Genomic DNA, 22,476 nt, shown 5'->3' on the forward strand with positions numbered 1-22,476 from the left:
GATCGGAGCTAACGCGCGATCCTGAATCGACGGCCGGTCTCGCCGCCGAGTTAGTTCGAGCATTGTGAGGCACCCCGGCCTGGCTGGTTGCCGACATGTCGCAGCGACGTCGTCACCAAGGCTCGCTACTGCGGTCCCGGCCGTCTCTAAACGGCTCTTGCTCTGCCGCTCGCTTTGGTACGCTTTCTTCTTGTTCTTGCTTCTACATGTCGGAGTTTACTTCGAAGCTTCTCCACCTCTCTAAGCTCCTCCAGAAGCGCCTGGTGCCGTTCATTCAGAACAGCACTAGAAAAAATCTGACGCGTACTCGACATCACATGCCTCAGAAAATGATTTGAAGTAAGAAGTCGACGAAAAGCGAAAGATAAAGAATACTCCACCGAAGCTCAATGAGCTGAAGCCGCAGCCGCCAGATGCTCCCAGTACTCTGCCTCTGCAAGCAGTTTCCAGCTTCTCTCAGGTTGGAGTGCGGCAGTCTGTCGGCACAGCAGCGCCATTGCACGCAGGCGGCGGGCAGCTTCCATTTCAACCTCCCATGTTTTCCCCCAACATATTTTTCGTTTTTGCGATGGAGTCATCATGATTATATGACATAATCAAATTTCTCATTTAATGGTGGTCAATTTGGTTCCATTTGTAAGCCGACCGGGAACTGCTTTCGGTTTAAGCTCACATCGATTTCGAATCCTTGGTCGCGGGGCGCTGTTGCGCGCTCAAGTGAACGAGAAACGTGCGCGGGGCAGCTACACGAGAAGCTCAGCTTCGTGCGCGAGCATCGGAACGTCAGAAATCCTAGCCGAGGACTCTTCTCGCCGCCCTCCAGGGCACGTGCGACGGCTACCGAGACAGTTATCTTTCTTTGGCTTTCAAGGTGATGGCAACCAAGACAGCATCAACAGGGTCAGAAGCAATAGACGTCGCGTGCCTGCTGGGCTTCGCTCCGACAGTTCTCATCATGGCGTATGTGGGCGGCCTAAGCGAAGGAGCCAACGGGTTGCGCAAGACTTTGCAGCAAACACGGTTGGGAGGATCAAGAAAGAGTATCAGGAGCGGGATTGGGTCGTGCTTCGGAACCTCTCCAGTGGGCTGCTCCTGCGTGATCTCGTGGAGAAAGAGAAATTGCAGTTCGTGCGCCATACGTGTCGTTCTCCGAAGTGAGTTCATAGGCATGGAGCCGGGGATTTATCGAGGGGTCAGTAACCTAAAACAAACGAGCCTGGATGCAGAAACCGCCCCATTAAGTCCCGAGGCCGTTTTGCTTGACTAGAAGCGAGGAAGCAATTTCTCGTCCTCGTGCTGAAAGCGCAATTGAGCCTGGTCCAGGTCGCGGCCCGCTTCAGTAGGTTGGGCGGGGTCAGGCATCGGCAGATTCGGTGCCTTCGGGAGTATCTTCGACGGGTCGAACTGCGCGAGGATCTGCTTGCCCATAGCCACCGGATCTTTGAAAAAATCCAACGGAGACGGGAAATTGAAGCTGCCTGGCAGAGAGTGCAGGGCGTTGAAATCGGAAACGTCATCGACGCCAAGCACTACCTCCTCACCCTCGACGACGAAGTGCTTCTGGCGGTTCTTCAGAGCGGCCGCGGCAATCCATGGGTAACGCTCGATCCAATCCGTGCCATGCGCGATAGCGGCCGGCACGCGTTTGTCCGCGGATACGTCCTGCTCTCTTGCGAGGCAGCAAAGGATGGGGAACGACGGATGCGCTCGCTCTAAGGCAAGCTGGGCGATTTTAAAGCACAGGGCCATTTTTAAATAAATAAATAATATAATGCCAATTTGAATGTTGACCGATATTTAAAATAGAATTAATTTGAGAGTGCCTGGCGCCGGACGAACGCGTCTGGCCACCGAGAAACGGCTCCCGCATCCCGCCCCTGCTTACGCCATGAGATGTGAGGGGCCGTTTCTTGGCCGATGGTGAGGCGGATCATCCTCCGCATGGCTACGTTTTTATCGTCCCCACCATGACAGCAGCGGTGTTACTGGTTGAAATCGCAATTATTATTGTTCTCGTCACGATTTGACTGACGCGAGAAACTAACAGCTGATGAGAAGCGGCGCGCGATCACGCATGATCGTCTCAGTCAACTCGCCGCATCGTGCGGTCGATTTATCTTGTCAAAGTGGAAAAATGACCCGCCGGTCACACCGGTCGTTTTAGTCGTTGCTCTCACGAGCTTAGACCGCATGCCGGCCAGTATCATGTAAGTAAGGCGCCGCCAGATCAGGTTCATAACGGCTATGAGTGCATTTAGCCGCTCGAGGCGGACTTCAGCGCGGGCGCAAAGCGTTCGGAGAATGTTGCGGCCTTGGCTCCGGGGCTGCAGAAAGAGCGGCCGAGATAATCGTTGAACACCCCACGAATGCGATCGCGAGTAAGGCCGCACCGAAAAATAGTTTCCTCATCTTACTCTCCTCGAGAGGACGTCAATGCCGTTCAGTCTTGGAGGGCGTTGTTTCGCGTCATTGCGTGTGAGGCTCGAAACGGTTTCCTGCACGCGGTCGTGACTCAAGCTGGGGTTATGGCGGTAGGACCTGCGTTGTGCGCCGCGCAACAACATATGCTCCGAAAAGACCGATGGCGGAGAGACGGCCCCGGCTTCAGGGTTGGCTTTTGAGGTACGCCGGAGCCGCTCCGCCAGCTTGGGCAAGCTAGCGAGACAGCAACGGCGCAGTGGAGGACACGGGTTCCTCGCCGCGCAGGTCAGGCGAGGTTTAATTGGCACAATGTAATCCGCCGCGCTTTATCTTCGTTTCTACCCTGCGGCAAGCCACAATGCCTCTGACACTGCGGATGATAGGCCTGGATGATTACACGGTTCACGAGGACCGGCAGCTAGTCGGGCGCATCCGCTATGCCAACGAATGCTCCCCGGGGTTCTGGTTGTGGACGTGCATCGTGACGCTTCCCGGTCCGCCGTTCGGGAAAGCTGGCTCACTCGATGAAGCGAAGGGGCGGTTCATGATCGCATGGGAGAATTTCAAGGCGAAGCATACGGCGGAAGAGTTGGGGAAGGCCTTCGCTGAGATGAATCGCGCCAACCGACCAGACCATTATCTGCGCTCAGTGCGTTAGCGCGTCGCATTTGATTGCGACAAAAATTCGCCGGTTCACACTGCGGGCCATTTCCAAGCCGACGAGTTCGTCCCGGCTGTGTAGGCGCCAGCAGTGAGATTGCTCCGGCTTCAGGCCGACTTTTGGGTGGCCGCGGCCGCTCAGTTAGCTCGCGAGGAGCCGGCAAGATTCTCAAGCTCCCTATCGAGGTGTTCGTTCCCTGCTGGTCCACCGTGGAAAATTGACGGGAGGGCGCCGGTTCACGTTGGCTGCCTTCCTCATGTGGGCAACATGACGCCTGTCCCAGTACAGGCGGTCATTCATCCAACTCGCATTTTGAACTAAATCCTAAGTTGGTGGGCTTTTCGTTTTATCAGCTTCTGTCATGTGGCGACGGTCATTTAGGAGAGACGTGCGTGGCGACAGGTATTGTGAAGTGGCTCAACCAAAGGCTATGGCTTCATTCAGCCCGACGACGGCGGGAAGGACGTCTTTGTCCACATTTCAGCGGTGGAGAAGGCTGGCTTCAGTGGTTTGGCAGAAGGTGCAAAGGTGAGCTACGAGATCGTGAGCGATCGGGGCGAGCAGTCCGCAGGTAATCTGAGACGGTAGGCGTGGCTGGGACAGGGCCCGCCGGTTCGCACAGGCGGGCCGGGCGCTTTGACCACGTATCGAATTTAGTACTCGCTTTGGCGGCAATCTTCGGCGCTTTCACCGCTCCAGTTCCTTGATGGCGTCCTTTAGCAGCTCGAGAAGCCGGATTTCACATGCCCCCATGACGAACTGATCGGCGTCGTCAGGCACGACAATCTGCCCCTGCACGTGTCCATCATGGGATTGGATGATGAAGTCTCGGGCCTTGCACGCTTCGTTGCGGACGTTCGTTATCGCCTCAAGCGGACCCCATTCAATTCTGACAGCCATTGCTAACCCTCGCTCTTGGCGGAACGCGCGCGAGCTACTGCGGGTCATGCGAGTTGAGGAGCGGTAAAGCCGGCACATCGATCGGCTCGCCTGGCGGTCGATCAACCCGGTTCGCTTTCTTTCCGCTGATGAGGACACCAATATAGCCGTCACCCCGCCCTGCGATCATCAGCCAGTGCGGGAATGCCAAGGACATGGTCGCTGGCCTCAAAATACCGCGCTCACGGGCGCCGTAGGACAAACCTATTCAATCATTTCGCGATTGAACAAGTCAAACATTTAATATATTTAATAGATGCATTGTCTATTTAATTGCGAGATATCAAGAGCGCGGGGTGCACTTATGCCCTCGATAGAGTCTATGCACTTCGGCAGCACAGCGCCTTCCGACCAGCACCCCTATGATCGCGAGCCGGGTGCGCCTCCTGCGTGGCGTCCTTCGGCAGGTGGACCGATCGACGCCGAGCCGGAGGCCGCGAATGACACCGCGGGCGAATGGCCTCCGCTCCCGTTTCCTGATGGCTGGTACGCCACCTGCTGAGTTGTGACGCGGCGTCTGCCTTATGGTGCTGGCAACCGGCAAAGCCGGCACTTGAAAGCGTCTGCGGGCCGGCGGGGTTGCCAGTTAGCACAGTGGGCGAGGAGTCACCCAATCAGGATGATATGTAAGATACTCGACAGGCAGTGTCGGAAGAGGCGATACTCTTGAGGCGGGGTGATGGGCCTAGTCGCGTCATTTTGCATGTCTGAAGATGTACTTCGCTTCTACCAGTTAGCTGACGTGTGCAGGGAACGGACGGCGCAAGCCCGTCAGTCCCGTCGACGCGGAGCCGTGGCTAAAGCTTGCTGAGGACTGGCTCGAATTCGCACGAGCCGACCAGCAACGGCGCGCTTACGAGCCGCGCTGCATCCGATGAACAGCGACCAGAAGATCTGGCCGCTCGAGCACCTCCACCAGCTTGTCCAAGATGATGCGCTCGTTATTCCGGGGCCTCGGTTCTAAGTATTTTTCCAAAATGCGCTGGGCGTCACTCACAGCCTGAAGAGCTAGCTGTTCATCCGTCATCTGTTAGCCTCCAGTGGCCAATCAGAACGGAAGAACCTACGTGTAAGATAGTTCCAGATCCTTTATTGCCGGTTGATGATGCGGTGCTCACGATAGGTGGGGAGCCCCCGTCAATGGAAGCCATGCTACTGCTTCCGAGGCGAGGCCATTAGTCTTCAGGGGCATCCCAACCGCGTCCCAGTCTGGAATTTTGGGAGGCAATGGTGAAATCGGCTGCCCTGCCGGTGGACTGGCGCGAGGCTGCCAGGCCGAAGCATAGGGTCAGCGTCAACGCAGTCACCACTAGCAGCGCGGACATGAACTAGCTCACGCGCACCTCTCTCACGCCCGAGAGCGCGCATAGCCGAAGGCTTTGGCCGGAGCCATGCACCGCTGAAAAACACCGACAGAATGACGATCCAGGTTCAGCCCTTCCGCACCTGCAATTCAAGCCAGTCGATGCCGGACTCGGCCTGAGCCGCCTTCCGGGCGCGGTAGTGCTTCACAATGGTCTGCGCGCTTCGGTATGAATGCCCAGTGATGTCGCAGGTCATCAGCAAGTCGCAGCCAGCCCGATCGAGCAGCATGACGCAGGTATCACGTAAGTCCTGGTCGTGCTTTTGTCGAGTTCGCTGGCGCCATTGACGAACATCAGCGTGGGGCAAGGCTTCAGAACGCCATGCTGTCTCATCGCCATTGCTGTCGCGTGCGGCCTGCGCCAATCCGCCAATACACGCTTGCGCTGGTCGACCGCTCGAGCGCGCTGCGCCCTATTTCCCTCATCGAGAGGAAAAGGAAGAGGGGCAAACAGCCGATCGATATTTTCAATCAGTTCGGCGGCCAGTCGCTCTGCGCGGATAATTGACTGGCGTGTGTTGTCGCGCGAGAAAGCCGAAGATAAATGCGGAATGCGAAGCCCCTTGCTCAAGCCTCACCACGCGAGGATCGTGAAGTTCACTCCCTTCAGGGCAGTCGAGCTGCACAGCCTCTACGCTCGTTCGCTAACGCAGGATAAATCGGGTTCCAGTCACTCCTCGGGGGTCCGCTCCCCGCGGCTCGCCGTCGCTGCGATTGAGTGCTCGGAGGCGACTGCAATGCAGGTACAGCCGAGGCGCGTCGCTCCGCCTCTTGGACTTTAAGCCGCAGATCTTCCAGCTCTGACAGTTGACAAACGAGGTCGTTCAACCGTTGGACAAGAAGGATCGAGCTATAACCCTGCATCAACGCCCTCCTGAGTCTGCAGCTATCCAGACAGCAAAAGGACCCCAGCCTCAGGGCGGTGAAGCTGGGGCTATCGAGCCGCCTTGGTGAAGGCAGCTGCCCCTTGGGGAGGCACGGGAAAACTTGGCAATCAGTAAGTCGTTCCAAGCCGAACAAAATGAGCCTTGCCTTGGGGCAATGGGGAAAGCTGGGGCCCGACTGCATCGCCCACTTGGGGAGAGGAATCGGGCAAACGCGGTAATTGGCGAGCCCGTACCAACCGCCGTGCCTCCGAAAAACGCTAGCGGCCTCTGTCGTCCTTGCCGTTGGGACAGCCATCGCCGCCGCCGTTACCCCACGGCTCGCTTTTTGCTCGCCTCCAAAAGCGCGTGTGCCGGCGAGTGGGTCGCTCGATGGGCAGTGTCGACCGATCGAAAGCGCAGCCGGACGGCTGTAAATTAGATTGAAATTCCATATTTAATATAGTTTAATATAGAAATTAAATGACGATTTTCAGAGTTTTGGGATCATGCCTCATTCTCCGTCCATCGTGCCTCATCCATATCCACGTGACGTCTATCTTGTGCTCGAGGATTATGGAGGTGGGCTCGGCCGTGCCTGGAGCGAAACCTCCGAAGACGACACTGGTCGAGCGACGCTGATGCGCCAAATAATGGAAGGTCAATACAAGCACCCTGCTCGGATCGTGGTCTTCAACACGGTTGAGGGATGGTCGCGTGATGTAACCGTAGAGATCGCAGATGAACTGCGCCGCTGCTTTGTCGAGTTCGATGACATTGCGCCAGCCGCGTTGGAATTCATCGAGAGAATCGGAAGGAACTGACTGTGGTGCGCAGTCGTGCCTTGCTTTGGTTTGCGCTAATCTCACAAACTTATCCGAGATGAGGACGATGAGCGGCAGCACGAACAAACAAGCGACGACGTGGGTGTGAGATAACCGCCTGGTGCGGCATAAGACCAACCCTTCTTGTGTTTGGAGTTGCCATGTCGGTGGGTTATGGTCGCGCTGTTGAATGGGACGGAAAGATCCTGACAGGCTCGGTGGTCGTAAATGGCGTGACGACCAAAGTGACTGCGGACCGAGCGATCATCCATGCGTATGCCGCGGGATTCAGCGATGCGCTCAGTTGGGAGATTGATCGCTTTCGGATAGAAATCTTTGAGAAGCTGATGCCATTCCTCCTTCGTCAGAATAGTTGACGGTAAGCTATGACCTCGCCGCGTGTCGGGGATTTTTCGGCAACGATGCTGATGAACTTCCGCTGCCGTGCACCTTACCTGACTTCCGGCAAGCAGATATCGTCATAGGATTAAAAGAGGCGGAGCATCAATCGATGGTCGAACGCCGCTTTCCTGGCCATCGCGGACCGGGTCCAGAATTGGCACGTGGACGATCTCGATGCCGCAGAGCCCTGTGATGCCCTGCCGCAGCTGGAGCTGGCGGTCGCGAACCTGATCGCTATGTTGCGAACGGACGACCTGTGGTCCTAAAGGCCCGTCGGCGAGCCCGAGGCAGGAACGGTAGGAGACGCGGGGCAGCCTCCGCTCGATGGCGAGTCGTCAAGGTCCACGTTCATAGTCGCCAGGATGTAGCCGAAGGGTGAGCGCAAGGCATTCAGTTCCTCGACCTCGATCGCCATCCGTATTCCCCATGCGGAATCGTTGCGGTGATCTCGACGTCATTGCCGGCCGACACGCGCCAGGCTGCCACCCCGAAGCACAAGGTCAGCGTCAGGGCGAGGGCAAGCAGAAGCATAGAGACGAAATGGCTCACGCGCGTGTACCCGCAAATCTGAAACCAGTTGAGAGCGTGCACAGAGGCGCGATTCGGAAAATGCAGACGATCTGACGCATCGGCCGTTTTCCCCATCCTTACACGGGGCCAAAAGCGCTCACGATCCCGATCGTGATCGGCACGAGCGCGACCATCACCCACAAAGCGGGCGAGCTGGAGGACAGGCCAACGACCAGTATCAAAACACCGATACCTACGAGGGCCGCTGAGATTGCGTAGGCGACTACCTTTTCCATCTATCGATCCACGACAACAAGGGATCGGTCGCACAAGGACTCGAGGCAAATCGAAACGTTCCTTTCTTGATTTAACTCGGCCATAAAATCCTATTTAATGCTAGTTTTGCAACTTAATTTCGCCAAATTAAAAGGCGCTTTCTGCGCGTCGGGGCAGGGCTATTAACCCGGAGTCCTGCATGTTCACTCGAGCAGTCGTAGCTTTATTGCTCGCTTTTGCGACATCCATTTCATCTGAAGCGCGCCCCTTGCGCGCCGCTTTGCCACCTGAATGCAACGTGATTATGCCATGCGACTTTTCATCTTCGCTGGTGCAGGCGCAGAGATACACGAGACCGGCACCGCGCCTGCAGCGAGGTGCCGTTGCTAGCCTACGGATGTCTGTGGCCAGCTCAGGGGCCTTAAGTAGCGAGATCGTTAGCGGTCGTCCGGCCGGTTGCCCTCGATCGTTCTGCGGATGTGGTGCGGCGATCCGAGTGTTTGGTCGGGTAGTACCGGAACTGAACCTCGCAGCCAATTGGCTGCGCTTTCCCCGCACCTCGCCAGCACCGGGAATGGTTGCCGCGCGACGTGGACACGTCTTCGTCCTTGAACAGCACATCGCTGGTGACATCTGGAAGGCGTACGATGCCAACTCAGGTGGGCACGCAACGCGAATTCACCCGCGCTCCCTGCGAGGGTACACCATCGTCAACCCTCATGCGGCTTAAAGCCATCGCGCAGCGTTCCCGTTAGAGTTTTCTCGCCACGTTCCGGAGCATCCGGTTCGCGGCTTCCGCTCAAAAACAGGGCCGCAGCAGTTTTCGCTGCGGCCCTGAAGTTGCAACTTGATTCTGCGCCGGCTTGTTCTCGCAGTTTGTCCCGAACACCGAGGTTGATAGGTCCGCCATCATGGGAAGCTTCAATGCAGCCAGGGCGTTCCATGACGATCATTGGTGTTCACATCAGAACGATAGAATTCGACGATGCGGTGCTTCATTGAGACCCGGACACGATAACCAGCGGATATCCAGGCTCTCGCTTGAGGACCTGCTCTCTTCAGTGTGCTCCACCACGCAGTGAAGGTGTAGGCCGATCTCGGCAGAGGCTTCCCCAAGATCGCTTCAATTTCTGAAAAGGTGAGGCGGAGACTTTGACCGTTCTCCGTTCGCAGCCTTTCATGCAATGGCTGGTAAATCGACCTCGGCATGCGAGCACCATATCGACAAAATGGGCCGGCTGCCCGGCATTGGAATAGCAGACTGGTGCATATAGAGCGCGGAGGCAAAAGGCATTATCATTCAGGTCTGCAAGACCTCGCGGAGCCTGACGCAGCGACGTCTCTTCAGTGTTCCCTTAGCTCTAGGTCTCTCAGCAGCACGTGGAGAAAGTCGCTGGCGTGGTCATAGCGTTTACGACCATTCACGATCTCGCGGGTGCGCGGCTCCAGTGTGCTGGCGATGGCTTCAGCGCCGGGTAGATCAGCCTGGTGCGACCACTGCTGTAGCAGCCGATCAGGAATGCCTTGAGCGGATCCAGGCAGCTTCAACACACAATAATCGCCATTGTGCTTGTGATCAGCTTTCGCATAAAGAGCGAATAACGCTCGAAAGGCATTACGGGAAACGGCAGGTTTTGCCATTTAACATCCCCAACGTAAAATCGACTCGCTTTAAGTTTAGAAATCTGACGCGTTAACAAAATAAAATCCAGTGTAATTTAATCGCTTGCCCTCGAAAAAGAGGTCATCAGAACTGACGTAAATCGAAGCACTGTGCGTCACAGCTCGCGCCGCCCTGCATCTCCGATACCCTATGCTGCTACGGGACAATCGACCTTAGCAGGCGGCCGAGTAGGATGGGCGGGGCAGGGGCTGCCCCGCAAAATTGCTACCAGACCTCGCAAGTGACTGAGACGAACCGATGTTCGCTCAACCCGCTCCCGAAGTCGCTCTCGTGCGCATGATCAGACAGTCGGTCTGGCGCTGCCCGGTCAATAGCGCGCGATAGATCTGTCCCGATCGAGGCCAGTCAATTTGCATCGGCTGCGGCGACCCACTCGATCGGGGTGTCGCGACCGCAGGCCGGCACCTAGCCGCTCGATAGGCATTGTCTGGTCGCCATTTCATGGCTTGACGTAGGTCCATCCCTGCTCCTGCAACTGCATCACCCTAACGACGCCCGACCTCACCACTTGGGCTTGGGCAACGATCGGAATGTCTTTATTTTCGGCCTTTTGCATTTTCTCTTGCGTGTTTCCACAGGCTTTGAATGATACTTCCGGCGTGCTCAGAGCCATTTCCTCAATTCGCGCTTTCACCGGCGATGTGTCATCGCGGAGCATATGGAGGCCGGGGCCGAAGGTAATCACCTCCACTTTCACTCCTTCACCAACCTCCTTGTAGTATTGCGCGACGTTGAGTGCATTGTTCAATGCAAGATTCATTGACGCGGAGTCGCTTGTGTTGACCTGAAGGATTAAGCGGTGCTCTTTCTTGGCAGCAGACGATGGCGCGATGCGCGCCAGCTCAAATTGTTTTGGCGTCGCGGCCCGCGCCGATGAATTCGCGTGCGTTCTTGCCGCGCCATGTGTTGAGGCTGCAGGCAAACTGGGCTGTGCCGAGAGCAGGCGAGTCTCCTGTGCCGCGGAACTAGACAGCCCGACCGGGAGCGAGATGATTGTCGCGATCATCGCTGTGATAATCTTCGGAAATTTGTGCATTATGTTGTTTCTCCAAGCAAGCTGAGGTTCATGATCAATTGTTGGGCTTCGCGATCGCGCGTGGCCATTTGCATGTTGCCGCCAATTTTGCACGTACGCTCTCGATACCATCGAGAGCGAACACTGCACCGGCGCTAGTCCCCGTTCGGCGTGACACATGCACGGAAAGTTCGCTGTGGCCGGGGATCGATTGCAACAGGCGAACGACATCGCCTTCAAGCGCGACACCGCGTACCGACGTAATTGTTGAGACCTGAAGAGGTGGATCATCATTGATGCGCAGGGATAGGGTGTAATCCTCGCGACGGCCCGACAGGCCGGCTCCATCAAGCAACACTTCGGTCAGGCCGCCGCGACAGCGTATCGACAGGCTCATTGCTGCGTCCCCTTGAGATGGTAGTGTCGCCTTGATGATCGATGAATAATCAACTGGCGAGGTGGTCTCGCTGACGATCCACGCCCCGGCTCCATTTGCGGGCCGATCAGAGACGCGAACCGGCGCCATAGGGTCTTCGGCGCCTCGGGCCCGAGCGAGGTCATTTGCGATCGCGAGCGTCACGACGAGAGCGATCAGGGTGAACGTCATTGCGCCGCCTGGCTCGAACGCGGCAGACGATCGAGCCAGGCCTGCGCCGCGGGAGAACGCGTCAGGCCAGGGACCGTCGCCGCCAAGTTGATCGACTTCCATTTCGGATCGAAACCGGGCTCCTGCAGTTTGTTGATCCGCGAGAACAGGCGGTCGACAAAGCGCGCCACACGATTAAAGCGATTGGATTTGATCGGCCAATTGAAAGCGACCAGCACGGTTGGAACGGCAATAGTTGTCACGCGTTCCCCCTGCCTGATCAAGTTTGGATAATCAGCTGCGTCCAGCCAAGATGGCAGATAATAATCTTCGAACTTGCTCTCGTAGGGGACCGGCAAGAACTTGAAGCCGGCATCCCAGCGACCACGTATGAATGCATCCACCGGCTTCGATGTTATGAAAACGACGGCGGCCAGCTCACCCCTGCGCATTTGTTCCATCGCAACCTGATGGGGGATGAATGCCTTATCGACCTCGATCCCCAGCCGGCTGAAGATCAGCGGGCCCGAATAAGCTGCGGCGGTACCTTGGGTGTTGAAATTGACCTTCTTTCCGACCAGATCACTCAAGCTCTGAATTTCGGGCCTGACGAATACGTGCAGTTCAGATGGAAACAGGTTGAGCACATAGGTGATCCGTCGCTGGATGTCCGGCACTTGGCTCTTGTACTCGTCAAGTGCGTCGGAATTGATGATTGCTGCATCAATGCCCCGCAAATACAGCAGCGAATTGACGTTTTCGGTTGCGCCACGGGTCACGATGGGCAGCACGTGGAGGTCCGTTCCATCATCGGCCACTCGCGCCATTTCCGCGGCAAGCCGAATGGGAGCTCCTTCCAGCAGACCTCCGGCTATTCCGACAGTCCAATCGTTCATGGCCGCAATTTCCGCCCTTGCATGATCCGCACGCGCCCGCGGAGTCTGCTGGGCCATTGCTGGGCAACAGCCCATGATCAAAAGCGGAGCGGCTATCACGATGAGGAGAAACCAAGAGCGTATTCCAACCAGCTGCTTCATCGATCCGGCTCCCCTAGGAACGTCTACTCTGTTTTGTCCGCTGCGCTCTTCACTTCGACACGTAAGTTTAAGTTCGATCTGTCGATACAGCGCACGACCATTTGTCTGCACCGATGCTGCTAATGACCAAGTGCGTCGAATCGCTCCCTTGCCTCCTTGACCCCTCCGGCTGCTGCTCTGGCGTAAAGCTCTCGCGCCTTGGACGTGTCGCCGCGCGTTCCGCTCGCGCCCCATTTTGCAAGCAAGCTCGGATCATACGTTTCCGCGAGGGCGAAACTTGCCGGTGCGCTCCCTAATTCAGCAGCACGCTCCAGGACAACTCGTGCCGCGCCAATATCGCCTTGTCGAAGCAATCCGGTTGCGCGAGCGATCAATCGCACGAGTTCGGCGGCGTTTTCGTTCCGGAGAACCGGGGATGGCGCCTTCGGCTCAGCTGCTGTGACCACGAGCTCTCGCGCGAATTGCGCGGGCGGCGCCTGCGGCAATCCCAGCAGCAGTGTTCGGAGCAGTTCCCTTGTTGGCGAATTGCCGGCTCCGCCTTCGCCCGACACCCCGGCGGGTAGCCACGGTCCGATACTCGGGCGCGCTGCGGCAAGTTCTTGCTCATCTCGGCCGGATTGGTTGCATTCTCGCCGGAGCCGCTTTTTCAACTGTTCGGCTCGATCATCGTTTGCCGCGGCTTGCGCTTCATAGGCGAACAGCGTGGAACGAGCCAACGAGAGCTCTTGCGCCAGCGCATCTGCTCTTTCGTGCTCCTCCTTTAATGAGAGCTTCAGTTTAGCCGAGGTATTCTCCGCTGTTCGTTTGGTCTGCATCGTTTCTTCGGTTGCCTTCGCGATCTGCTGGGATCGGTTGTCGAGCTCGATTCGCGTCGTCGCGAGCGTCTCCTCCAGCTGTTTGGTACGATCGTGCTCCTGTCGGAGGCTTGCCTGTACCTGAGCCTCCGCTGCCTCTTTTGCACTGATCTCTGCGGCTTGTCTGGTTACCTCTGCGGACTGGGTCTCCAGGTCGTGATGAGCGGCTGTCAGATTCTGCTCCAGCCGGTTTGCCCGATCTTTCTCCCGCTCGACAGCCTGTTGCAGCTCTCTCGGATCGCTCTGTGCCCGGCGTTCGGGTTCGCGACCCTCTGCGCCGATTTCGCGGCTTAGCCGTGCCTGCACTTCGAAATCGTTGCGCGCCTTGACAAGTTCCCGTTCCAGACGCTGCGTGTGCAAGCGCTCCTCCCGGAGCGATTTCTGGAGCTCATCGGTTTCATTCTCGGTGGCCTCCGCAATGCTCGTCCATTGCTCGCGTGCATGCTGCAACAGCCCCAGCACGGTATCCTGCTCCCGTCGGCATGTTCGAAGGTCAGCAGCAAGGGCGCGTATCCTCTCCTGTTCTGTGGCGAGCACTTGCCGCGATCGCTCGGTATTGCTGATTGTGGCTTGTGCGAGCTTCAGGGGTGTCGTGTCGGCAGATGGTTTCAGCCGCGCCGCGCGCCACCCTCCCGAGCCGGTCGTGCCGCGCAAGTGCGTCGCCATGACATGGGCGTCGCTCGCCGGCCAATTAGGCTCCTGCGCGAGAACGGGTATGGTCAAAACCGATATTACCGTCAGGACAGTCGGTGCAACCCACGCCGACCTTGTTGCGCAAGTGCGCGCACAGCTACGAACACAATCCGAGGCAATCCACACGTCTGCGCGGCGAACGGGCGATCCAAGGCCCGACCCTGCCTGCATCGGCGCTTGTGCCCACATCCGCGACATTAATGCGTCAATCCGTTTCTCAATTTCAATTTGCCCTCAGGCAAAAATAAACCATATTTTATTTTATTCAATCATTTATCGCCAATTAAATGTTCGGCCGATGCCGCCGGTCGCTTGAGAAGGAGATCGTCCAATGCTCCACCGACTCCCCTCGCTGATCATTGCGATTATCACGAGCGTAGCTGTGCTGGCCCTGGCCCAAGCAGGCGGCGCAGTGGCGGGCTCCGCGGGTGCCGGCACTGGGACGGGCACGGGCAGCGCCAACACTGGTGGGTCAGCTCCGTCCGGCATGGGTACAAATGCGAGCAGCGCCAACCCTGGTCCATCGGCGCCTCCAGGAATAGGGACACGAGACGTTGGTACCGGTGCAAACCTGAACCGCACCAGTCAAACCAACAGCCCGGACGTTCAACCCACCACGTCGAAGTCGCGGGCGGCGGCGCAGGCCAAGAGAACTGCCTGCGCTGGCCACGCTCAAATAGTCTGCCGATCGGAGCTTTTGGCACTGGCACGAGCAACGAGGAGCAGATGATCGTTGGACCGTCACCTAACCGAAAAATACCGGCAGCGAAGGTCGACGGAAATATCGCTGGAATAGTTGGTAGGGGCTCCAGCCTTTCGGACCAAGTGAGCCGGCCGCGCGCCGCACGAACTGGGGAAAAAGTGCTGGACGCCGCTGGACGCCAAAGTGCAAGTCCAACGGCGAACGACAGTTTCGCATAAGCGCATTCCCGCCTCAGAAAACAGAACTCGGTAGTCTGAGCGGACCGAGCCGGGCAGCCGAGCGCGCTTTGGCGTCCCTGCTCAGGTCTGCGCGCCGCCCGACGAAGGCGCCGGCAGGGCTTGGTTCTCCCATGGGGCGCCTTGAAGAGGACTGACGCCCGGCACACGGCCGAGTGGGATTTGGGCTAGGCGAGAGCATTCACGCGGTTATGCGAGCGCTCGATTCCGCGGCATTCGGATCACGTCCGATCGGTCGGAGCGAGGAGCCAGCCGTGCATTGTTCGAAATGCTCGCGAAGCATGTCATTAGCCAAGTGCTCCCAGAACTCAGCTTCGGCGAGAAGCTTCCAGCTTCGATCTGGATGATGCGCAGAAGTCTGTCGGCACAGCGACGCCATCGCGCGCAAGCGGCGTACGGTCTCCATCCACTCCTCCCATTATTTTTCCCCACCTTATTTTCTGTTTTGCGTCATATTAATTATGATTATACCGGATAATCAAATTTGCCTTCCGTGGCGCGACTACCGAAACGATTTGACGCGAACGACTTTCGGCTTTGCTTTCAAATTGTCTTTCAGATGAAGCGCTGCTTCATAAGACTAAAAACAGATAAAAAGTCAGGCTTAAACCAACTCAGGTGCGGGACATGATCCGCAGCATGCCGCTCGTGGATGATCTCGGTCAGAGCCGGAAAGGGACGCCGGATCCAAGTGCAGCACTTTTCCCGACACAGAGCCTTCACTCGCATCGGCCTGCCTTGAAACCCCGCTGTGCGCACGCCTCATTGGGGAGCGATCGGGCGGCTTGGAGCTGTGCAAGGGTTATCGGAGGCTTCAAGGTCGATCCGTGAAACGATCGTCTTCGAGTTCGCTGAAATTACGCGCGCCGCTCGCCATCATTGAATCCGCGTGCGGCAACTCGTCCCAAACCGGGGCCTACGCATCCGTGACGCCGGCCCTAGTCTCGCTCTTTCTCCGAGGCTTCGCCCTTCCGCCCTTCGCACTTGCTCTCGTAGCCTGTGCAATTGGGCAAGCAGGCTAACGAGTTCCATCGCCGTTTGACGCAGAACAGCCAAGCGGCTGCAAACCCCACTACTCACTACAATACCCCCAAACAGGCCCTTGCAGGATCAGCGATCGGAAGCGTTAGTTTGCGCCGACCTGCCGGTGTGACGCTTAACTTACGGTTCATGAGGGCGTCAGTTCGCTTTACGACGATAGGCCAAAATATTTCGCATCCCTCCAGTAAGCCCTGGCAGAAATAGCCGCCAAGACAGGAATCTGGATGAACGCTGCGCCATGATTGAGCGCATCCAGCCCGTACCAAGACTAGTCGGTGCGGCAACCATGCCGCAACAGGTCAACTCCGCACACGGGGCGTCAAATGAGGCGGTCGGCCCAAATTCGTGTAATGCTAGTCAGTTCGGCTCCGCGTCTGTACCGCCCGCTACGCATCAGCACAGCGGCGCTTCCTCGAATATCTCCCCGGGCCGCACGACCGGCTCATCGACCCAGGCCTCGCGAGCGAACCAGTTGTGATTGGCGCGACAGACCGGGCAACGAGTATTGCCATAAAACACAACGCTCCGCAGGAAAGCCTCACGGTCCGACCTAATACCAGTAGGAATCGCGCGACCGGTTTGCGGACATTTGACCATGATCATTCCCATGCGAGCCTCCCTAGGAAATTATTATTCGTTGTCGAACGAAAGAGAACCGGCCGGCTGGAGTGCGTCGTCATCTCAGTGTGGGTTACTTGGGGGGCATCGCACACTGGGAGTGCTTGTTCGAGCAGGGCGGGTTGCTCGTGACCACGTTTTTCCAACCGGCCGGATCGCTGCTTGAGCGATTCCTTGGACGCCGCCGCTCTTTGGCTCGACAGCGCGGGCGTTGATTATTCGTCTCTCGAAAGCTCCTGGGGCGCCACTGTAAATGGGCCAATCTGAGCGGGTGTGAGTTTTGGGCGTGCTATGCCGCTCGCGACGAAGACGATCATGTCGCCCGTGATGGGCAAATTGGCTAATTCGATCACCGGTTTCACTCCACTCTCGTCAGCGAAATATTCGTCGTTAGGATTTAATCCTGCAAATTAAGCCTTGCGCTGTCGGTCTGGTTTGCGACTCTCGTCAAGTTTTATTTTTTGCTGTCCTGCACGCAGGAGGCCAAGATCATCGCGGCGATTTCTGCGACGTTGTTCTCGGTAGGCTGTTATTTCTACGCAGGACCCGCTTCTTGGTATTTGAATGGTTGCATCCGGTTCAAACATGAAATAAATATTGATTATATTGAGATCATATAAATCTCGTTGTTAATTGTTGTCAATGACGTAAGCTGTTTTCGTCATTTTTTTGGTCGGAGGAGACGATGCGGGAATCAGTCCAGAAGAAGCGCAACTCCACCTCGGCTGCGAAGCAGTTGGCTCAAATGCGCGAGAACCTAGCGAGCATCAGCGAGAGGGAGCGCGTTCTAGGAGAGCGGAGTGCTGCTCGCGAACTTTACCGCTATCTGCTGGACTCTCACCGGTTGACCGCGCCGGCGACCTTTCTCGGAGGACAAGTGTTGAATATTTCTCCATCTGGGGTGAACGAGGGTGGTCAGCTGGCGGCGTGACCCGGGGCCGTATGGTCATTCGAAACGAATCTCAGTCAGGCGATGTGCATCCGCACTGAAGGTGGATTTGCACCGCTGCAGCACGGCAATCAAGCCGAATTTCCTCGGCAACTGCAGCTCGTTTGAACGCACCGCGGACAGTACATTGCAGGATGTTGTCGCCACCGCGTCGACACGGCGGCGAAACAGATATCGTTGCTATCGGGAATAGCCATGCTGGAAAAAACATCGGCAGAGATGGTGTTGAGACCCGCCGCGGGTGCAGTCTTCGCGCTGGTGGACGGTCGATCAGTGCTTTTCAGCGAGACAAGGCAGAAGCTCTATGAGTTGGACCAGCTAGGGGCATTCATTTGGTGCAAGTTGGCAGAAGGCGCTTCTTTGGAAGACGTCCATCAGGAGCTCGGGCAGCTAGGCATTGGCGAGCGCGCAGCGCGCGAGTTCACGTGGCAGGCGATGAACGTCTGGATCGATCGAGGGGTGCTCGATCTCGACTGGCGAATGTCGGCCGATTGTGCCTTCTCAACGGTTCTTGGTCAGCGCAGGATCAGCGTCCGGGCTGCAAATCGGGAGCTCTCGCAACAGTTGATTTCGCTATTTTGTGTTACGGACGACAGCGGCGAGGAGGAGGATATTGCGATCGAGACAATGATGCTCGGCGATCGAGTATTCTTCCGCGGGAATGACGGGAGCATCCATAGATGTGAAGCCGCAGCTCTGGCCCCTACAATCAAAGCTCACATCACCGAGCGACTTATCCGAAGCAATCAGTGGGCTTTCGCGCTCCACGCCGCTTCTCTTGCAAAGTGCGGCATGGGCTTGCTGCTGTGCGGCCAACCGGGAGCCGGCAAGTCGACTCTTGCACTAGAACTGGTAGACGCTGGATTTCAGTATGCCGGCGATGACGTTGCGCTGATTGGGGCTGACGGAACGATCTGCGGCATCCCATTTGCCCTCACCCTCAAGCAGGGATCGTGGCGGTTGCTATCCCGACTGTATGGCGGTTGGAACGACGTGACGCACCGCCGGTCCGATGGCGCCGAAGTGCGGTATTTGCCGATTCCGGATGCGCACAATGGGAGCCTCTCTGCCAAGTGGATCATCTTTCTGAACCGGGTCGCAAGCGGCCCCGTCGAGCTGACCCCCCTGGATCAGCTTGATTCGATCAAGCGGCTCATTGAGGGCGCTTTTGCCGCAGACGGGAAGCTGTCGCAGTCTGGCTTTTTCGCTTTGAAGCGGATTGTTGCGGGCGCACGATCGTTCCAACTTATCTATTCGGAATCGGCGCAGGCTCGACAGTTGCTGATGGAGTTGTGCGATGACAAGGCATAGTGCGGCACTGACAAGCCTATGCAACTGCTTGCGAGGCTTGCCGCCCGTTGAAGTGGAGTGGACCTCCGTCGTCGGGCTCGCAAACCAGACGTTGACGACGCCTGCGCTCATTGACTTCGTCGATCAATTTGCACCGGTGTTGCCGGAGGACGTGTGCACCTATATCCGCCAGATCCATCGCCGAAACGTGCTGCGCAACGACCGGTTGGCCGGTCAACTGGAAGAGGCCGTTATTGCGATGAACGGCCAGGGAGTCACGCCGGTGTTGCTCAAGGGTGCGGCAACGCTAGCCACAGCACCTGTCGAGCGGCGAGGAGTTCGGCTGATGTGTGATCTGGATATTATGGTCGTGCCGGACGAAGCTGAAAGGGCGGTCGCCGCTCTGGGCGCAATTGGCTATGAAATTCATGATCAAGCGCGCCCCGAAAGCCGGAGATGGTATGTCGAGCTAAGTCGACCGCGGGATGTCGGAACCATCGATCTGCAACGGGCCGCTCCAGGCCCCGCGTACCTCTATGCTGGCCCCGGACATGCCCTGAACCATTGCGTCCCCGCGCTGCTTGGGCGGGGACGCGTGTACGTCCCGACGCCCACTTATCGAGCGCTGATGTTGATCATCCACGATCAGTTTCAAGACTACGGCTACTGGCTTGGCGAACTCGATCTGCGGCATCTGGTTGAGTTGCGCGACTTGAATGATTCCGAAGGGCTGGACTGGCAGGAACTTGCCTCTCATGTCTCGGGCGAACTGATGAAAAACGCGGTCGAAACCCAACTGCTCGCCCTTGCTGCGCTGCTTGGGGTCGAGGTCCCGCGCTCAATGCGCACCCGGCTGATTCCTCGTCTGCAGTTCATGCGACAATTAATGCAAGCGCGCTTTCCGGCCACACGGGTGCCGTTCCTCGCAATGACGGTCCTGGACCTCAGAAACTACCGGCGGGAGGCGACCTCTGGGTACACGCAAACCGACATGCGCCGGCCTGGATTGTGGTCTGTACCAAGAACGGACACCTTAAAGCTTCTGTTGAGGGCGGCCACCGCGGTTCGTGTGGGAAAGGTTTAGAGCTAGCAACGCTCGCACGCCTTCAAGGCCAAACGGTTTCAGCAACCGACATGTCTGCAGTTGCGCGGAGCTAATGCCCTTGACCGCCGGCGTTCCGATCGGACGATTCGCCGTTCTCGCGAATCCTGAACTCTTCGAGCGTGTGCCCGGATTGGAGCGCGGCAACTAGCCAGCGCGGCTGTTTACCACGTCCGGACCAGGTCTCTGTCGGGTGGAGTGGATTGAAGTATTTTGGCACGACTTTTGGGTATTTGCGGCGCGGCGGCTCGCTGGTTCCGGCGCTGGCGGCCCGGCTTTCAGCGTCACCGAATTGGTCCGGCTGGTTGAGTTGCGCAAGACGTTTTTCGAGCTCCCGCTTCTCGACTGTGATTTTTTCGGCAAGTATCTTTGTCAGCTCTTCGTGAAGGAGCCAAAGTTCCTCAAAGTCCATGGCTTCGAGATCTTGCCGTCGCAGCATTCTCGTCACCGTTCGATCGACGCCTGATGCATCTGTCATCCTCAGCTTTCGAGGCATCGTTGCCCGAGCAGCGGATCAACGATAGGGCAAAGTCAGTGCTTCAAATTCACACTACAATAAATAAATAATATATTATTTAATAGTTATTGCGAGGGTTATTTCATTAAATGGGACGGGCAGATCCAGTGATTTGCCGCAGGGCAAAACAGAGAGGAAACCACAATCGAGTTCCTCTTGGGCATTTTCAAGTTTTCAAAGATACATTCGGAGCGTTCTTCCCGCGGCTGCACGGTCGGACATTGGGGACCTGAAGGCTCAAATCGAGCCCAGGCGACTAGGTGGTGGACTCATAAGCTCTGAGCCAAGGTCTAGTTGATGCCGGCAGAACAGCGGTGAGGAAGTTTCTAGCGAGTTTGTCGAAGCGCGTAGCAACGCGGCGGAAGTGTTTGATTTTGCAGAAGAAGAGCTCGATCATGTTGCGCTGGCGATAAAGGCCAGGGTCGACCGAGCGCTGAACGCTACCGTCCCGCTGGGTCGGGATGTGCGCCTCGCCGCCATGCTCGCGACAATGGCCTGGGAGCCGCGATGGGCAATGAGAGCGCGGGCGGGCGGCAGTCCTTCAAGCAGGGCTGCCACGGCGGTCTTGTCGGATGCCTGGCCGGCGGAGAGCACGATCCGCAATGGAAGGCCATTCTCGTCCACGACGGCATTGATCTTGGTGCTCAGTCTTCCACGAGAACGGCCAATGGCGTGATCCGGGCCCCCTTTTTCCACCGGCTGCATGCTGGTGAGCGCGAATGATCGAGGCATCTATGAGGTGCAGGGATCCGGGTGATTGCGCCGCAAGTGAAAAATCCGTAGCCAGACGCCAGCTTTTGACCAGCGATTGTAGCGATTATAGCAGTCGAGGCCCTTAACGACTGGGTAGATCGCGCCAGGGCGAGCCCGTCCTCAAAACATAAAAGATCGCATTGATGATCCGTCGGTCCATCCACCCGTGCCACGCCCCGCGGTTTGTTGGGCAGCAGCGATGCGATCAAACGCCACTCGGTGTCCGAAACATCGTACCGGGCCATGATCAAGGTTCCTCCTAAGACGCGCTTGAATCACGACAAACGCAAACGCTCAATGGTTATAGGTACAGAACCTAGCGCTGAGGAATATTGAGTTTTATCCGCGTCGAGTTATGCATCTCCGAAGCCCTGCAATACGAGACTGCCCAGAACGAACGAAGGACAGCCTACGCCCAGCCATATTCATGGAGAATACTGCGTTGCAGATTCCCGTGCGGCCACTTGATGTGGTTCGTCACGTCGGGTCTCGCTTGAATGGTTGCATGGCTGCACGCAGGGCGTGTGAATTTACCCCGTCCGCGATTAAATTATGCGGATAGTCCATTTTTTCGGCTTGATTGACTGTTGCGACGCAGTTATCTGGAACTGCGGATTTCAGTTCGGTTCCATGTATTTTCTTGGGTAAATCGAGTTCACCATCTTGATTAATGTCGATCTGGGGCATATTAAGTTTGGCGCAACTACAGGGTGCGAGCATGCCAGCTAGGAAACTCGAGTTAGAATCAATGTCCCTTGACGACCTCTGGTCGCTTCATGAGGAAATTAGCGGGATCTTATCGGACCGAATTAAGGCAGAAAAGCACGAACTGGAGAAGCGCTTGGCGGTTCTCGGGGGCGGGGTGGCTGTTTTGGCGGACTCAAGCGGACCGGGCGTGTCTCCGACTGCCAAGGCGAGACGCAAATATCCGCGTGTGCTGCCGAAATACCGGAACCCCCAGACTTCCGAGACCTGGTCGGGGCGCGGCAAGCGGCCGCGGTGGTTGGTTGCTGCCATGAAGTCTGGCCGGAGAATTGAGGACTTTCGCATAGGGGATGCAAGTCCGAAGCTTCGTCAGCGCGCGTAACCTGATCTGCACTGTTCGACGAGGTGGTTGGGGTTTAATGGCCGCCGCAGTG

The 22,476-nt window shown here is 57.3% G+C and carries 23 protein-coding genes and 3 pseudogenes; 9 read left to right on the top strand and 17 right to left on the bottom strand.

The features are described 5' to 3' along the window. Window positions 1-1,263: 1,263 nt before the first annotated feature. Window positions 1,264-1,641: a hypothetical protein gene (locus ACIPUD_RS38200; RefSeq protein WP_446482796.1), complete on the bottom strand. Its 378-nt coding sequence runs from the start codon at window positions 1,639-1,641 to the stop codon at window positions 1,264-1,266. A gap of 1,138 nt (window positions 1,642-2,779) precedes the next feature. Between ACIPUD_RS38200 and ACIPUD_RS38205 the strand changes: the two genes are divergently transcribed. After that, window positions 2,780-3,079, top strand: a complete 300-nt coding sequence (locus ACIPUD_RS38205; protein WP_026233247.1) for a hypothetical protein — start codon at window positions 2,780-2,782, stop codon at window positions 3,077-3,079. A gap of 395 nt (window positions 3,080-3,474) precedes the next feature. After that, window positions 3,475-3,670: pseudogene (locus ACIPUD_RS38210) on the top strand (cold-shock protein). A 99-nt stretch (window positions 3,671-3,769) separates the two neighbouring features. Here ACIPUD_RS38210 and ACIPUD_RS38215 read toward each other — a convergent pair. The 4 genes from ACIPUD_RS38215 to ACIPUD_RS38230 form a co-directional block, all read right to left on the bottom strand. Next, window positions 3,770-3,982 (bottom strand): hypothetical protein, encoded by a 213-nt coding sequence (locus ACIPUD_RS38215; RefSeq protein ID WP_018456774.1) that lies wholly within the window; start codon window positions 3,980-3,982, stop codon window positions 3,770-3,772. Between the two features lie 892 nt (window positions 3,983-4,874). Continuing rightward, window positions 4,875-5,048 carry a hypothetical protein gene (locus ACIPUD_RS38220; protein WP_162847236.1) on the bottom strand — a complete coding sequence of 58 codons (174 nt, stop codon included), beginning with the start codon at window positions 5,046-5,048 and terminating at the stop codon, window positions 4,875-4,877. A gap of 532 nt (window positions 5,049-5,580) precedes the next feature. After that, on the bottom strand, window positions 5,581-5,955 hold the full coding sequence (locus ACIPUD_RS38225; RefSeq protein ID WP_446482797.1) for a hypothetical protein: 375 nt from the start codon (window positions 5,953-5,955) through the stop codon (window positions 5,581-5,583). 771 nt (window positions 5,956-6,726) lie between these two features. Further along, window positions 6,727-7,152: a hypothetical protein gene (locus ACIPUD_RS38230; RefSeq protein ID WP_157642985.1), complete on the bottom strand. Its 426-nt coding sequence runs from the start codon at window positions 7,150-7,152 to the stop codon at window positions 6,727-6,729. Window positions 7,153-7,232: 80 nt separating this feature from the next. Here ACIPUD_RS38230 and ACIPUD_RS38235 point away from each other — a divergent pair, with 80 nt between their 5' ends. After that, window positions 7,233-7,448 carry a hypothetical protein gene (locus ACIPUD_RS38235; protein WP_018456770.1) on the top strand — a complete coding sequence of 72 codons (216 nt, stop codon included), beginning with the start codon at window positions 7,233-7,235 and terminating at the stop codon, window positions 7,446-7,448. A gap of 672 nt (window positions 7,449-8,120) precedes the next feature. On the opposite strand, the gene ACIPUD_RS38240 is transcribed toward ACIPUD_RS38235, so the two are convergent. After that, window positions 8,121-8,279: a hypothetical protein gene (locus tag ACIPUD_RS38240; RefSeq protein ID WP_446482798.1), complete on the bottom strand. Its 159-nt coding sequence runs from the start codon at window positions 8,277-8,279 to the stop codon at window positions 8,121-8,123. Between the two features lie 416 nt (window positions 8,280-8,695). On the opposite strand from ACIPUD_RS38240, the pseudogene ACIPUD_RS38245 reads away from it, so the two are divergent. Further along, a pseudogene (locus ACIPUD_RS38245) lies at window positions 8,696-8,989 on the top strand (hypothetical protein); the annotation flags it as partial. Here the strand turns inward: ACIPUD_RS38245 and ACIPUD_RS38250 are convergent. From ACIPUD_RS38250 to ACIPUD_RS38280, 7 genes are all read right to left on the bottom strand, one after another. Beyond that, window positions 8,970-9,212 (bottom strand): hypothetical protein, encoded by a 243-nt coding sequence (locus tag ACIPUD_RS38250; protein ID WP_204510837.1) that lies wholly within the window; start codon window positions 9,210-9,212, stop codon window positions 8,970-8,972. The pseudogene ACIPUD_RS38245 and the gene ACIPUD_RS38250 overlap by 20 nt on opposite strands. Beyond that, window positions 9,181-9,468 (bottom strand): DUF7662 domain-containing protein, encoded by a 288-nt coding sequence (locus ACIPUD_RS38255; RefSeq protein WP_433994716.1) that lies wholly within the window; start codon window positions 9,466-9,468, stop codon window positions 9,181-9,183. The genes ACIPUD_RS38250 and ACIPUD_RS38255 overlap by 32 nt, the downstream gene beginning before the upstream one ends. A 135-nt stretch (window positions 9,469-9,603) precedes the next feature. After that, the gene (locus ACIPUD_RS38260) at window positions 9,604-9,900 is read right to left on the bottom strand and encodes a hypothetical protein (RefSeq protein ID WP_085349058.1); all 297 of its coding nucleotides are present in this window, start codon (window positions 9,898-9,900) and stop codon (window positions 9,604-9,606) included. A gap of 482 nt (window positions 9,901-10,382) precedes the next feature. Beyond that, window positions 10,383-10,979, bottom strand: a complete 597-nt coding sequence (locus tag ACIPUD_RS38265) for a DsrE family protein (protein ID WP_085349057.1) — start codon at window positions 10,977-10,979, stop codon at window positions 10,383-10,385. A 34-nt stretch (window positions 10,980-11,013) separates the two neighbouring features. Then, complete coding sequence (locus ACIPUD_RS38270; protein ID WP_085349056.1) at window positions 11,014-11,565, bottom strand: hypothetical protein; 552 nt, start codon at window positions 11,563-11,565, stop codon at window positions 11,014-11,016. Next, window positions 11,562-12,581, bottom strand: coding sequence for a TAXI family TRAP transporter solute-binding subunit (locus ACIPUD_RS38275; protein ID WP_085358640.1), 1,020 nt, complete (start codon window positions 12,579-12,581; stop codon window positions 11,562-11,564). Before ACIPUD_RS38275 ends, ACIPUD_RS38270 begins: the two co-directional genes overlap by 4 nt. Window positions 12,582-12,700: 119 nt before the next feature. Continuing rightward, window positions 12,701-14,089, bottom strand: coding sequence for a hypothetical protein (locus ACIPUD_RS38280; protein ID WP_446482799.1), 1,389 nt, complete (start codon window positions 14,087-14,089; stop codon window positions 12,701-12,703). A 61-nt stretch (window positions 14,090-14,150) separates the two neighbouring features. On the opposite strand from ACIPUD_RS38280, the gene ACIPUD_RS38285 reads away from it, so the two are divergent. Continuing rightward, window positions 14,151-14,444: a hypothetical protein gene (locus ACIPUD_RS38285; RefSeq protein WP_446482800.1), complete on the top strand. Its 294-nt coding sequence runs from the start codon at window positions 14,151-14,153 to the stop codon at window positions 14,442-14,444. Between the two features lie 2,057 nt (window positions 14,445-16,501). Here ACIPUD_RS38285 and ACIPUD_RS38290 read toward each other — a convergent pair. Further along, on the bottom strand, window positions 16,502-16,717 hold the full coding sequence (locus ACIPUD_RS38290) for a hypothetical protein (protein ID WP_085349052.1): 216 nt from the start codon (window positions 16,715-16,717) through the stop codon (window positions 16,502-16,504). A gap of 694 nt (window positions 16,718-17,411) precedes the next feature. Here ACIPUD_RS38290 and ACIPUD_RS38295 point away from each other — a divergent pair. From ACIPUD_RS38295 to ACIPUD_RS38305, 3 genes are all read left to right on the top strand, one after another. Then, window positions 17,412-17,657 carry a hypothetical protein gene (locus ACIPUD_RS38295; protein WP_085349051.1) on the top strand — a complete coding sequence of 82 codons (246 nt, stop codon included), beginning with the start codon at window positions 17,412-17,414 and terminating at the stop codon, window positions 17,655-17,657. Between the two features lie 213 nt (window positions 17,658-17,870). Then, complete coding sequence (locus tag ACIPUD_RS38300) at window positions 17,871-18,986, top strand: serine/threonine protein kinase (protein ID WP_446482801.1); 1,116 nt, start codon at window positions 17,871-17,873, stop codon at window positions 18,984-18,986. Next, window positions 18,973-20,049: a nucleotidyltransferase family protein gene (locus ACIPUD_RS38305; RefSeq protein WP_446482802.1), complete on the top strand. Its 1,077-nt coding sequence runs from the start codon at window positions 18,973-18,975 to the stop codon at window positions 20,047-20,049. Before ACIPUD_RS38300 ends, ACIPUD_RS38305 begins: the two co-directional genes overlap by 14 nt. Before the next feature lie 70 nt (window positions 20,050-20,119). Here the strand turns inward: ACIPUD_RS38305 and ACIPUD_RS38310 are convergent, their stop codons facing one another. From ACIPUD_RS38310 to ACIPUD_RS38320, 3 genes and pseudogenes are all read right to left on the bottom strand, one after another. Further along, window positions 20,120-20,479, bottom strand: coding sequence for an H-NS histone family protein (locus tag ACIPUD_RS38310; RefSeq protein WP_446482807.1), 360 nt, complete (start codon window positions 20,477-20,479; stop codon window positions 20,120-20,122). Window positions 20,480-20,840: 361 nt separating this feature from the next. Continuing rightward, window positions 20,841-21,582 (bottom strand): annotated as a pseudogene (locus ACIPUD_RS38315) (IS5 family transposase). A gap of 232 nt (window positions 21,583-21,814) precedes the next feature. Beyond that, window positions 21,815-22,024, bottom strand: a complete 210-nt coding sequence (locus tag ACIPUD_RS38320; protein WP_247821492.1) for a hypothetical protein — start codon at window positions 22,022-22,024, stop codon at window positions 21,815-21,817. A gap of 31 nt (window positions 22,025-22,055) precedes the next feature. Between ACIPUD_RS38320 and ACIPUD_RS38325 the strand changes: the two genes are divergently transcribed. Continuing rightward, entirely contained in the window at window positions 22,056-22,424 is a 369-nt protein-coding gene (locus ACIPUD_RS38325; protein WP_247399314.1) for an H-NS histone family protein, read from the top strand. Window positions 22,425-22,476 lie beyond the last annotated feature (52 nt).

Source organism: Bradyrhizobium sp. CAR08 (assembly GCF_052871955.1).